The sequence below is a fragment of the Nitrospinota bacterium genome, assembly GCA_035528715.1.
Classification (GTDB): Bacteria; JADFOP01; JADFOP01; order DATKYB01; family DATKYB01; genus DATKYB01.
In genome coordinates this window covers 1-12,196 of the sequence record DATKYB010000040.1, presented here as the reverse complement: position 1 = coordinate 12,196, position 12,196 = coordinate 1, and the positions used below count along the sequence as shown (strand labels likewise).

Here is a 12,196-nt window from a genome sequence, read left to right as displayed (position 1 = left end):
AAGGACTAATCATCCTTGGGAGGAATCCCCTCTCTCCTTATCTCTTTTTTTGCATCCTTCTTTTCTTTGCGCTTCCCCCCCCTTGCATCTTCCCTTATCCTATCAGCACATGTTTCGCACATGATACCCTTTAGCTCCTTCAATTCTCCACAAACACAACAAATAACCTTCTTTTTTTCCATAATCGATTTCCCTTTTCTAAAAAATTAAAGGAGTTCCTTGAATTTTAAGGCCAAAGATATTCTAGCTTTTGGTTGCATGCAATTCTTCAAGATGCTTCTCTGCATCCATAGCAGCCATACAACCAGATCCAGCAGCAGTCACTGCCTGCCTGTATTTAGGGTCCTGAACATCTCCAGCTACAAATACACCGGGAACACTGGTCTTTGTGCCATTCTTTGTAAAAATATAACCCTTCTCATCCATCTCCAGCTGACCTTTGAATAACTGGGTATTTGGAATATGGCCTATGGCAATGAATACCCCCTCACACTCCTTTTCGAAAATCTCTCCTGTATCAACATTTTTTATTTTCACTCCCCTAACAGCCCCTTCATCCGTCCCTAAGATATCCTCCACCACACTGGACCATATAAAGTCAATCTTTTCATTGTCAAAAGCCTTTTGCTGCATTATCTTAGAGGCCCTGAGTTCGTTCCTTCTGTGCGCAACATTAACCTTGGTTGCAAATTTTGTCAGAAAGAGAGATTCCTCCATTGCAGAATCCCCTCCTCCTACAACAACCAGCTCCTTACCTTTAAAGAAAAAACCATCACACGTGGCACATGTCGAGACACCTTTCCCCATTAATCTCTTTTCTGACTCAAGACCAAGAAGCCTTGAAGAGGCGCCTGAGGCAATAATGAAGCATTTGCTTTCAAAAAGCTTATCTTCTACCCATAACTTAAATGGCATGGATGATAAATCGACCTTTGTGGCTGCACCATTTACAAATTCTGTCCCAAAACGCTCTGCCTGCTTTCTCATATTTTCCATGAGATCAGGGCCTAAGACTCCTTCTGGAAAGCCGGGATAGTTATCAACCTGAGTTGTCGTTGTAAGCTGTCCTCCTGGCTCAAGGCCGCTTATAACCAGTGGCTCAAGCATTGCTCTGGAGGTATAAAGGGCTGCTGTAAGACCGGCTGGGCCTGAACCTATGATAATAATGTTTTTCATCATACCTTCTTTCTATGGATTAATGATGATTTTACCAAACTGCTTTCTCTCCTCCATGATCTTTTGGGCTTTTTTTGTTTCTTTAAGAGGGAACGTCTTATAAATTACAGGCCTAAGAGCACCCCTCTTAACCATCTCCAAGATACTTAAGAGCTCAGATCTTGTTCCTCCATAGGAGCCCAAGACCGTATTCTCGTTTAAAAAGAGATGAAAGAGGTTGAGATTTACTGTTGCACCGCTGTGGGCTCCGCATGTAACAATCCTTCCTCTTCTTTTTAGACACCCCATGCTCCCCTCCCATGTATCTGAACCAATATGTTCAAAGACCAGATCAACACCTCTGTTTGAGGTCAGCCTCATCACCTCTTTTAAAAAATCTTTCTCTTTATAATTAATCGTTTCTGCTGCACCGAGCTCCTTGGCCTTTTCTAATTTCTCTTCAGACCCAGCCGCAGCAATCACATTTGCACCGCAAAGCTTTGCAATCTGGATAGCCGCACTTCCCACACCACTCCCTGCTCCCAAAACAAGAACGGTTTCTCCCAATCTCACTTTTGCCCTTTTAATAAGCATATGCCAGGCTGTAAGGGTAGCCAGAGTAATGGCAGCACCATCATTATAGTCCAAGCCCTCTGGTAAGGGGATAATGTTCCTCGAAGAAACCCTGACATACTCTGCAAAACCTCCATTGCTAAAGAGCCCGATAATATCACTCGAGGAGCATAAATGGTCTCTTCCTGAAAAACAGTTGATACACTCCCCGCACCTAAACCACGGATCAACTACGACCCTGTCCCCCTCTTTAATATTCTTAACATCCGAGCCTACCCGAGCGACCTCTCCAGCGATCTCTGAACCGGTTATATGGGGAAGAGGTATCTCTAATCCCAGATTACCGCTTCTAATCAGTAAATCCAGATGGTTAAGACCACATGCCTTTACCCTGACAAGGACCTCGTTTGGAGATATACTTGGGGTATCCACATCTTCATATTTGAGCTTATCAATGTCGCCATGCTCATAAAAGATAATGGCCTTCATGACTCAGCCCTCTAAAAATTTAGTAAAATGAAAGGAATTTAACAATTTGAAATATAAGGATTTTCTGTTATATCATTGTTAAATAATAGATAAATATTACAAGATGTCAAGGTGAAAAATTATTTCTATTGAATCATCTATAATAAAAACTTTTCCAATAAAAGATCGGTAATAAAATATAAGAAAATACCTAAAAATACCATAGATGATGTCTTTAAATCCCTGTGCTGGTTTATTTCAGGGATGAGGTCTGAGGCCGCTACGTGGATCGTAACCCCTGCTGCTACAGCGAGGCCATATGCTACCAGAAAAGAAGCCCACGAAATACTGAAAACCCCTACAATTGTCGCGATTCCTAATGCAGCGGCTGCTCCCAAGCCTCTCCCTTTACTCTTTCCTGAGGCTATGAGTATAGAAGCAACTGTAAAGCCCCCTGGTATTTTATGGAGAGCCATGGCCATGAAGATAATGACTCCAAGGGAGGTGCTGATGATGAAGCTTGAACCAATAGCCACCCCATCAAAAAAACTGTGCAAAAGAAGTCCTGCAAAGGCAAATGTGCCCACAGAAGAGTGAAACATGATTCCGTCGTGTTTTGCGTCATCAATATCTATATGATGGGACATGGCATGCTCCATAAAGTTAACCGCTATGTAGCCCAGTAATATCAGGATGGGGGCAAGTTTTGTCAGTCGAATGCTCTCCGGAATCATCTCCAGGATTACTGCGGCAAACATAAACCCTGCACCTAATGCCACAAAATACCTCAAAAAAAGATGGCTCCACTCCTTTTTAAAAACAATCAATCCCCCTAAAAGATTTGCCAGCGCAGCAACAAAACCAAAGATAATAGCGAGAAAGAAATTTGACATGAATATATCTCCCTTTTATAAGAAAAATTATAATAACACAGATGAATATATGATTTGAATAAAAAACTTAGAAAATGAGGAAAGAAATAAGGAAATGAAATCAAAGAAAGTTAAATGTTTTCTCTTACATCCCTTCTACAGTAAATTCTGGAAAATCAAACCAGTATCCTGAATCAGTGAGAGCATTAAGCTCCCCATTAAGGATATTGAGATGCCCCTCTTCTATATCAATCAATTCTAAAAGTAATCTCTTGGCATCCTCGTCTTCTATCTCATCCATCGCATTTCTATAAAAATCAATGGTTTTCTTCTCCTTCCCAATAGCTACCAAAAGGGCCTTGATATCATCAGGGTCCCCCTTCATCCCTCCTACTTCTTTTTTATCAAAGATAGAGGAAGGTGTTACTCTCCTTTTTGTAAGGGGGGTTTTAATGGACATCCACTTCTTCTCTTCGTTTAAAGAGAGATGGATATCGCTAAATAGCTTTTTATGTTCCTTTTCATCCTTGGCAAGCACAAGAAAAAAGGCTTTTCCCTTGGGGTCTTTGGTCTTTTCAGCAGCAGCCTTATAATACTCTTCTCCTTCAGCTTCCATTTTCATGGCTGTCTTTATGATTTGAAGGGTTTTTTCCATAAAAGGCTCTCCTTTAAAATTTTCTTCATTTAAAGTCTCTATTGTTAATAATAAATGCGAGGAGCTAAAACTCAAAGAGAAATCTCATCTATATGATGAGCTCCTTAGGAAAAGAACTTAGATTCTGACAACCATCCTTTCTCACAACAACCAGGTCTTCGATCCTCACACCCCCAATCCCATAATAATAGAGACCCGGTTCCACAGTAACCACATTTCCCTCTTTCAGTCTATCCCTAATACTTCCAATTCTGGGTAGCTCGTGGATATCAAGTCCAACCCCGTGACCTGTCCCATGAATAAAACCCTGAACCTTTCCATTGATTTCACCAGTCCTAAACCCCGCTTTTTTAAAGACCTCCTGGACAGCTTTATTGATCTTATCTGTAAAGGCACCGTCTTTTATAAGTTTTAAGGCCCTCTCTTGCGCTTTAAAAACCGTATCATACAGCTTTTTTAGTTTCCTTGATGCCTTTCCTTTAACAATCGTCCTTGTAAAATCAGCAAAATAGCCTGTTTCAATAGACCTTGGAAAAATATCGATAACAATGGCTTCATCCGACTTTAACACACCTCTGCCCATATTGTGAGGATTGCAGGCATCATCACCGCAGGCAACAATGGTATGCTGGGCAACGCACTGTTTCTTCATGAGCTCCTCGTTGATTAATCTTTTTATATCCTCAGATTTAAGAGGTTCTTTTCCTCTATATAAAATATTATCTTTAATTCTGGCTTTTTTTATCTCCTCCACGACCAATCCAAAGACCTCTTCAGTATTTTTTAAAACCTGTGCGATTATTTCTATTTCTTTTTCTGTCTTGATAAGCCGCTCTTCAAAAAATGGCTCTTTTTTAGACTTAATTTTATACCCCTTTTTTCTTAAGAAATCTCCATAGCCAATGGGAAAATTTTCCGGCACAAGCAAATGCTTCAAATGAAGCTCCAAAAGGACCTCATGGAGCTCATCTAAAAGACTCGGATAATCTATTCCCTTCTCTCTGGCTTTTTGGATGTAGTGAGCTGAAGATAAAATCTCATCTGCCTTAGATTGTATCTTTGCCCTCTCTATCTCCAGATCGCTCATTACCAAAATCTTTCTCTTATCAGGGAGTTGAAGGAATATAAAGGGATCAGGAGCGAGAAATCCAGAAGCATAGTAGATATTTGAGTCCTTTTCACTCGATGCAATTATCACTATAGCATCATATTCTTCCAAACCTTCCTCCATTTATATCAAAAAAAAGCTAATTTTTTTCAGATTCAATTGGTCTCAAAGAGATAAAAAAAGTGATGAGCATATTATTAACTTTGAAGGAGCTTTTCAAATCTCTCCCTATCATCATAAGGACCGATCAAAGCAAGTTTTAGGTTTTCTTTTTTAAAGATATCTTCACAGACCCTCTTGATATCTTTTGTCGTCACCCTGTCCATTTTTTCCATGGCTTCCTCAGGGGTTTCTATCCTGTTTAATAAAAGCTCATGAATCCCTATGAGCTGTGCAACGTCCTTAGAATCCTCTAACCGAAGGATCATTTTGCCTTTGTAATACTCTTTGGCCTTTACTAACTCCTTTTCATCAACCCCCTCATTCTTAATCCTCTCATATTCATCCATGATGAGCTTGATTGATAAGTCAATCCTGTTAATATCCACTCCAGCACTGGTTGACATATTTCCAGTGTCGAGATATTCTGTATTTCCGGTCTTTACGTAATAAGCTAAACCCTTATCCTCTCTTAGGGATAAGAAGAGCCTTGAACTCATATTCCCCCCGAGAATAATACCAATGGCCTGCAACGTCTCATAATCAGGGTGGTCTAGGGGATAGCTCTCTACACCCAATATGAGATGAACCTGCTCTGTATCCTTTTTCCTCAAAAATACCCTGCCCCCTATTTTCTCCTTATCAAACTTCTCAAAACTATAGCTCTTTTTTCCATCTTTAAACTTAAAGTATCTCTCTACCTTCTTCTTTAGCTCATCATATTTAAAATCCCCGGCAATCGTTAACACAATGTTATCAGGGGTATAAAGGTCCTTCTTATATTGCAGGAAATCTTCCCTTTTGAGTCCTTTTATAGATTCTACCCTTCCTATAACATCCCATCCCAGGGGCTGGTCTCCAAAAATAAGCCTCTCATAATCGTTTCCAACAAGGTAGACGGGCATATCCTGATACATATTGAGTTCTTCTATAATTACCCCCCCCTCCTTCTCCACCTCGTTTGCCTCAAACTTGGCCTCGATCAACATATCTGAAAGGACATCCATTGCCAGGTCAATATGCTTTGAAGCAACCTTCACGTAATATCCGACAAATTCCTTGCTGGTAAAGGCATTAAAATCACCCCCGACAGAATCAATGACCTCTGAAACCGCCTTTGTGTCAGGATACTTCTTCCCTCCCTTAAAAAACATATGCTCTAAAAAGTGTGAGAGACCGCTTGTCCTCCTGTTTTCATACCTCGATCCAGCCCCAACAAAGATGAGGACAGTAACCGCACTGGTATTTTTCATGGGAATCGTAATAAACCGAAGCCTATTATCAAAGGTATCTTTTTTATACATTCCTCTTACTCCTCTATTTATAGATTCCAACTACCACTCACTGTAATATTTGCCCCTGTTATCTTTGAGGCCTTATCTGAAATGAGAAAAAGTATGGTTTCAGCAATTTCCGAAGGTTTAACAAGGCTATCAGGAGAGAGGTCTTTTGGAATATTCTCCAGCTTATCCCCTTCCTTTTCTCTCTTGTCAATTGTGCCTGGTGAGATCACATTCACCGTTATCCCCTTATCAAAAACCTCCTTTGCTATTGATTTGGTAAAGAGAATAACCCCTGCCTTTGCAATGGCATAGGGGGTTGTCATTGGCTTTGCATAGATCAAATCTCCCCTTGCAAAGGCGATATTGATAATCCTCCCCCATCCACCTTCCACCATCAATGGGAGGGCGTATTTCGTGCAGTAAAAGACGCTGTTGAGATTGCTCTCGAGTGAACTTTTCCACTCATCTATGCTTAAATCCGTGACCTTTTTGAATAAAAAGTGCCCGACATTATTGATAAGGATATCGAGCCTTCCATACTTTGATTTTATTTCCGATATCAGCCTCTCCACCTCTTCTGGTCTGGTAACGTTTGCCTTTATGGAGATTGCCTCTCCCCCATCCCTTTTTATCTTTTCAACAACACCCTTTGCAGGGCCATCATCCCTGTGGTAATTGATAACCACCTTAGTACCTTCCCTTGATAGGGCAAGCGCAACCCCTTTACCCAATCCCCTGGAGCTTCCTGTTATCAAAGCTACCTTATCTTTAAGGTCCATATGACTTAAGCTTCCTCTGCTATTGGAGTACTCAGATATCTCTCCCCTGTATCGCAGACAACAAAAACAATTAGTTTTCCTTTATTCTCCCCTCGCTTTGCCACTTCCAGTGCAGCCCATAAAATAGCGCCTGAGGAGATTCCTGCAAAGATACCCTCTTCCTTTGCAAGCCTCTTTGCCATTTCAAAGGCATTGTCATTGCTCACCTGAATGATCTCATCAATCATATCCCTGTTTAGGACATCAGGAACAAAACCCGCACCAATACCCTGAATCTTATGGGGAGAAGGCTTTCCGCCTGAGAGGACGGGTGAGGCCTCTGGTTCCACTGCAATTGCCTTAAAAGACGGTTTTCTCTTCTTTATTACCTCAGAAACCCCTGTAATGGTTCCCCCTGTCCCAACCCCTGATACGAAAATATCCACCTTCCCATCTGTATCATTCCATATCTCTTCTGCTGTGGTTTTTCTGTGAATTTCAGGATTGGCTGGATTTTTGAACTGCTGGGGCATAAATGAATGAGGATACTCCTTTTGAAGCTCTTCAGCCTTTTTTATTGCGCCTGGCATACCCTCTGGACCAGGGGTTAGAACAAGCTCTGCTCCAAGTGCCCTCAGGATCTTTCTTCTCTCAATGGTCATGGTCTCAGGCATGGTTAAAATGAGTCTGTATCCCTTGGCAGCAGCCACAAAGGCAAGAGCCACTCCTGTGTTTCCGCTCGTCGGTTCAATAATAACCGTATCCTTATTGATGTATCCATCCCGCTCAGCCCTCTCAATCATGCTGACACCGATTCTATCCTTTACGCTGTGTAAGGGGTTAAAGAACTCAAGCTTTGCCACGATTGTTGCTTCTATATCTTTGGTTATCCTGTTTAACCTGACCAGAGGTGTTCTTCCAATGGTCTCTGTTATATCATTAAATATCCTTCCCATTGGTTTCTCCTTTGCTTATTATTAAAATTATTATCAAAAAACTCTCAAATATTCCAGAAAAATACAAAATTTTCTGCTGTTATTATAATAAAGGTTATTATCAAACTTAAGAAGTGTCAAAGATTAACATTGATAGATAACATTGATTTGAAATTCAAAAAGGGTTTTAGAGGAGAAAACGACCTTTTTCCTCTTCGCTTAAAACTCTACAGACATCCCTCTTTCCGAACCATTGGTATCGATTTTTGGCTATGATATTGTAAATAAAATCTCGAATCGGTCTTGGAATAACAATAAAGACATAGCCTAAATTCCACGGGAAGGAGAGCCTTTTCAAGATACGCAAAATGGCAGTGGACTGATGATAAATCTCATTATCTTCAATAAGATAGACGGACTTTACTTCCAAATCTTTTATTTCGAATCTCTCAAGAATCTTTTTACCTGCCATAACTTGGTTGGGTAAAAAAATAAAGACCTTTTTTTGATCTCTCTTAAGGATAAAATCGATAGCGAAATTACAGAGCTTGCATATCCCGTCAAATATGATAATCGGCTTTTTATTCATGATTTTTTAAGGATAGGCGAAAGGAGGGGTAAAAGCAAATCCTTTTTACCTTTCTTGCACACCCAAGAAAGGTAACTAAAGAAGGGTGCCCCGTTGCTTTTCTTTACGGAATTTTTCTGCGTTCATTCGGCGAGGAAGGAAACTCTCTTCGTTCAAACACCCTCCCTCTTTCTCCTCATTCTCTGGAAAAATCCCTAAAAAGCAAAAGGGTGGAAAGAGAAGTTAATACCTAATTAAATTATACTGTCAAATATAATTTTAAATTTCTAATTTTTGGGAATCAACGAAAAGAGTTGAATAATTTATTCAAAATGAATTATTCAATAATGTTGCCGCAATCTGGGCATTTTTCAGAACGATGTCTCCATCCAAAAGCTTGATAGCCACATCGTTTACAATAAGTTGAATATGTAAAATCATCATCGGATTCTTCTTGAGACCAGGTTGATGCTTTAACTACTTTTGATGCTGTTACAAATTTTGTTTTATCCGTTAAATTGTCAATATTTTTATCATTCATATCTTTCAATATCTTTTTTAAATCATCCAGCTCTGTATTGGTAAGTTGAACATTTTGAAGCATTTTATGGATCTCTCTAATCATTTCAAAAGTTTCGCTATCATTCGAAAACCTTTTCTCGCAAACCTTATACCACCAGTCTCTTGCTTGAATAATCACTTTTCTATGATCAGGATTATTACCAAGTTGCCTATGACAATTTGGACATAAAGGAGCTGCATTGTCTATTGTATCAGAACCCCCCTCTTCTTGAGGAATAATATGATGAACATCTGGTATTACAGATTGACAAATACAGCACTGAAAAGCTGATTTTTCTCTTACTTCCTTTTTTATATTCTCAGAAAAGACCATAATTCTATTAAATTAATTAGTAATATAATTTTTTTAAGGTCTTAATATTTATAGAGAGAAATATCTCTTAAATAGCTTGTTTTGGGGCTATAGTGAAATGTATTAACTACGTCCATCCTTACTCCATTTTCATCCTGAAATAATTTTCCTCCATTTATTTCCATTAATTCTAACCTCTGAAATACATCTTTAGCACATTTCTTATTTATGAATATTTTTGTTAAAGTGTTAGATATCTTTTCAGAACGATCTGGTAAAACTTCAGGTGTTTCTTTTATGTTTTCTAAAACTCCTTCTAAGTCTTCACAATCATAACTTTTGTGATTTAAGGTATCATATAACAGCGCTCCTGCCTGTTTCTGCATTCTTTTGTTATATCTACTTGGATAAGGAATAAATATTATTTCATTCTCAGGAAAACGGTGACCCAACTTTCTTTCAAGATTAGGATTTAAAAACGCATTTAAGCAATCTCTTAAATTTCTATCATAATCTTTTTTTGTTAACTCTTTTGACTCTTTATTTAACCTTCTCTTCAATTTTTCAAGGTCTAATTTACACCACCAAAAAGAAAGTGAATTTAAATTTAAAGCATATACAACCACATACTTTTCTATGCCTTTTTCTTTGTGAGATATATGTAATTCATTAAAAGCAAAGAATAAGGCTATGTATGGGGAGTATGTAAAATCAAGACAAGGAATAGGGACTCCATAATGACGGGCATATTCAAGCCAATCTTGATTCTCTCTAAACTCTACCTCATCAAAAGGAATTGGTATATCGTTTCTTACAAGACCAGTTCTAAACTTGTCAATTATTGTATTTATGTCAAAATCAATATTAATAGTAGTTCTATATTCTTCACTATAATATTTTAAAGTATGCCGATAATAAGTAGTTTGTAGCCTATATTTACTACTTGGATGTCCTCGAAAGATATAATTATCATTGCTAAATGCTAAATTTTCCAAAAATCTAATTGCTTTTTCTGAATTATTAAATTTTTTCTTCTCAATACTCATTTGTTATCCTTTCTTTCCATAATTTAACCCTCAATTTAAATTAAACAATATTTATTATTATATACAATTTATAAATATTTTTTATCTCTTTTATAATTTGATTCTAACTAAAATCTATTTGTGTTATTCATAAAATTTAATTTGCTATATATTTAGTGCTTACATTACTACCTATTCTTGTAATTAAATTTTCTTCTAATAATTCATTTATATATATTAAAACGTTGGCACGTTTAAATCCAAATTTATTCATAATAGATTTAGAACCAATAGGACCATCTTCCTTTATAATATCAAGCATTTTTCTTTTATTCTCCCTTTTAATTTCTTTTTTTCTCTCAATCATATTCTTCCAGGCCTGTCTTGTATTGGGATGAATTTTATGTTTTGGCTTCTCAATTCCAAATTCTTTTCTAAAATTATCGATATTTCCCCAATATTTAGTAATTTTAGACCAAACGGTTTTCCAATCTTTTCTTGTGCTCATTTCATAAGTGCTAGGATGATGTCCTAAAGTATCAACTATTTGAGTATATTTCTCTACCCATTTTCCCATTCTTGCTAATCTACGATATTCTTTTGAATCTATATTATAATATTCTAATAAGTTATAATATTCTCTTTCTGTTATACCTAATCTCAAGCATATTTTAGATGGACTAATAGTCGTTTTTATCTCTCTAACTAAGTAATCTCTATTATAAATTTGTAGTAGTTCCTCAAACTTTTTTTCTCTAAATATTTCATATTTAAAAATACCATATTTTTCCCCATCTCTAAGCAACTGTCTTACTCTTTCTCTAGTAATACCCAAAGCATTTGCTGTCTTCTGTAGTGTATGGAGTTTGTCATAAAGTTTCTTTACTTTCTTTAACTTTTCTATTTTTTTTTGTGAGAGAGGTCTTTTAATTTTTAATTTCTTTCTAAGTTGAGTAATATTATTACATTTGTATTCTGCAAATAACATATTCCTTATAGTCATAAAAGACATATTCATTGATTTTGCAACATCTTTAATTGAATAACTTTTCTTTAAAAGTTTTACAATCCGTTTTGTTTCTTCTTTTCTCCAATATTCATAGTTCAGCTTTATATTATCTAATTTTTTTATGCTGTAATCTTTATCAAATAGTTCTAAATTAGAATCTTTCTTCTTAGATTTGTATTTTAAATATTTATAATTAATCACATTTAAATTATCGGCCTTCAATAAAAAGTCTCTCAACAATCTTGGTTCAATCTCTAACCTTTTAGCAGTATTCTCAAGAGACCTGTTCTCTATATATAAGTCTGAAACATACATTATTATTTTTCTAAATAATTTATCTTGAGAATAATTTACAAGAGAAGGAAAATGATGGATAAACTTTTGTTCGATAAAACCTTTTATGAAAGACTTCGTTAAAAGATCTTCTTTATCTTCAATCATATTGTATTACTTAATATTAAGAAAATATCTGAGCAGATATTCTAGCTATTTCATTAAAGACTTGGTTAAAAATAATTAAGTTACCATCGCTATAATCATTTGCAATTTCTGTAAAAGCAATGTCTCTTACCAAACTATCTAAATAGCCATTTTTTGAGGACTTTGTATAGAGTTTATGTTTTTCGTTTATTTCAATCAGACTTTTTTCTCTTGTAAATGCTACTAAATCACCGTCTTCTGATAAATCAACAGTATTTATAATGTAATTTTTCCCCGAATAAGTCATTTTTTCACTCTTTGAAAGATTTTGATT

14 protein-coding genes are annotated in these 12,196 nt (G+C 36.8%); all 14 read right to left on the bottom strand.

What is annotated here, in order from left to right; all coding sequences use genetic code 11:
* Positions 1 to 5 precede the first annotated feature (5 nt).
* Entirely contained in the window at positions 6 to 182 is a 177-nt protein-coding gene (locus tag VMW81_02710) for a hypothetical protein (protein ID HUU49855.1), read from the bottom strand.
* A gap of 61 nt (positions 183 to 243) precedes the next feature.
* The gene (gene trxB / locus VMW81_02705) at positions 244 to 1,176 is read right to left on the bottom strand and encodes a thioredoxin-disulfide reductase (protein HUU49854.1); all 933 of its coding nucleotides are present in this window, start codon (positions 1,174 to 1,176) and stop codon (positions 244 to 246) included.
* Positions 1,177 to 1,188: 12 nt separating this feature from the next.
* Positions 1,189 to 2,217: a zinc-binding dehydrogenase gene (locus tag VMW81_02700; GenBank protein HUU49853.1), complete on the bottom strand. Its 1,029-nt coding sequence runs from the start codon at positions 2,215 to 2,217 to the stop codon at positions 1,189 to 1,191.
* A 137-nt stretch (positions 2,218 to 2,354) separates the two neighbouring features.
* Positions 2,355 to 3,089, bottom strand: coding sequence for a ZIP family metal transporter (locus VMW81_02695; protein HUU49852.1), 735 nt, complete (start codon positions 3,087 to 3,089; stop codon positions 2,355 to 2,357).
* A 124-nt stretch (positions 3,090 to 3,213) separates the two neighbouring features.
* Entirely contained in the window at positions 3,214 to 3,723 is a 510-nt protein-coding gene (locus tag VMW81_02690; protein ID HUU49851.1) for a ferritin family protein, read from the bottom strand.
* 88 nt (positions 3,724 to 3,811) lie between these two features.
* The gene (locus tag VMW81_02685; protein ID HUU49850.1) at positions 3,812 to 4,942 is read right to left on the bottom strand and encodes a Xaa-Pro peptidase family protein; all 1,131 of its coding nucleotides are present in this window, start codon (positions 4,940 to 4,942) and stop codon (positions 3,812 to 3,814) included.
* A gap of 86 nt (positions 4,943 to 5,028) precedes the next feature.
* Positions 5,029 to 6,294: a pitrilysin family protein gene (locus VMW81_02680; GenBank protein HUU49849.1), complete on the bottom strand. Its 1,266-nt coding sequence runs from the start codon at positions 6,292 to 6,294 to the stop codon at positions 5,029 to 5,031.
* A gap of 17 nt (positions 6,295 to 6,311) precedes the next feature.
* Complete coding sequence (locus tag VMW81_02675; GenBank protein ID HUU49848.1) at positions 6,312 to 7,052, bottom strand: SDR family NAD(P)-dependent oxidoreductase; 741 nt, start codon at positions 7,050 to 7,052, stop codon at positions 6,312 to 6,314.
* Positions 7,053 to 7,057: 5 nt separating this feature from the next.
* Positions 7,058 to 7,987 (bottom strand): cysteine synthase A, encoded by a 930-nt coding sequence (cysK, locus tag VMW81_02670; protein HUU49847.1) that lies wholly within the window; start codon positions 7,985 to 7,987, stop codon positions 7,058 to 7,060.
* Between the two features lie 166 nt (positions 7,988 to 8,153).
* Positions 8,154 to 8,555 carry a DCC1-like thiol-disulfide oxidoreductase family protein gene (locus tag VMW81_02665; GenBank protein ID HUU49846.1) on the bottom strand — a complete coding sequence of 134 codons (402 nt, stop codon included), beginning with the start codon at positions 8,553 to 8,555 and terminating at the stop codon, positions 8,154 to 8,156.
* 316 nt (positions 8,556 to 8,871) lie between these two features.
* Positions 8,872 to 9,429: an HNH endonuclease gene (locus tag VMW81_02660; protein HUU49845.1), complete on the bottom strand. Its 558-nt coding sequence runs from the start codon at positions 9,427 to 9,429 to the stop codon at positions 8,872 to 8,874.
* Between the two features lie 41 nt (positions 9,430 to 9,470).
* Entirely contained in the window at positions 9,471 to 10,454 is a 984-nt protein-coding gene (locus VMW81_02655; protein HUU49844.1) for an FRG domain-containing protein, read from the bottom strand.
* 136 nt (positions 10,455 to 10,590) lie between these two features.
* Complete coding sequence (locus VMW81_02650; GenBank protein HUU49843.1) at positions 10,591 to 11,883, bottom strand: hypothetical protein; 1,293 nt, start codon at positions 11,881 to 11,883, stop codon at positions 10,591 to 10,593.
* Positions 11,884 to 11,899: 16 nt separating this feature from the next.
* Positions 11,900 to 12,196, bottom strand: a 297-nt coding sequence (locus VMW81_02645; GenBank protein HUU49842.1) for a hypothetical protein, incomplete at its 5' end; no start/stop codon positions are given.

What these genes read in the sequence shown, in the direction of transcription:
- VMW81_02700 (HUU49853.1), bottom strand. Translation starts at nt 2,217, where the DNA reads ATGAAGGCCATTATCTTTTATGAGCATGGCGACATTGATAAGCTCAAA.
- VMW81_02650 (HUU49843.1), bottom strand. Translation starts at nt 11,883, where the DNA reads ATGATTGAAGATAAAGAAGATCTTTTAACGAAGTCTTTCATAAAAGGT.
- VMW81_02710 (HUU49855.1), bottom strand. Translation starts at nt 182, where the DNA reads ATGGAAAAAAAGAAGGTTATTTGTTGTGTTTGTGGAGAATTGAAGGAG.
- trxB (HUU49854.1), bottom strand. Translation starts at nt 1,176, where the DNA reads ATGAAAAACATTATTATCATAGGTTCAGGCCCAGCCGGTCTTACAGCA.
- VMW81_02680 (HUU49849.1), bottom strand. Translation starts at nt 6,294, where the DNA reads ATGTATAAAAAAGATACCTTTGATAATAGGCTTCGGTTTATTACGATT.
- VMW81_02665 (HUU49846.1), bottom strand. Translation starts at nt 8,555, where the DNA reads ATGAATAAAAAGCCGATTATCATATTTGACGGGATATGCAAGCTCTGT.
- VMW81_02695 (HUU49852.1), bottom strand. Translation starts at nt 3,089, where the DNA reads ATGTCAAATTTCTTTCTCGCTATTATCTTTGGTTTTGTTGCTGCGCTG.
- VMW81_02660 (HUU49845.1), bottom strand. Translation starts at nt 9,429, where the DNA reads ATGGTCTTTTCTGAGAATATAAAAAAGGAAGTAAGAGAAAAATCAGCT.
- VMW81_02690 (HUU49851.1), bottom strand. Translation starts at nt 3,723, where the DNA reads ATGGAAAAAACCCTTCAAATCATAAAGACAGCCATGAAAATGGAAGCT.
- cysK (HUU49847.1), bottom strand. Translation starts at nt 7,987, where the DNA reads ATGGGAAGGATATTTAATGATATAACAGAGACCATTGGAAGAACACCT.
- VMW81_02655 (HUU49844.1), bottom strand. Translation starts at nt 10,454, where the DNA reads ATGAGTATTGAGAAGAAAAAATTTAATAATTCAGAAAAAGCAATTAGA.
- VMW81_02675 (HUU49848.1), bottom strand. Translation starts at nt 7,052, where the DNA reads ATGGACCTTAAAGATAAGGTAGCTTTGATAACAGGAAGCTCCAGGGGA.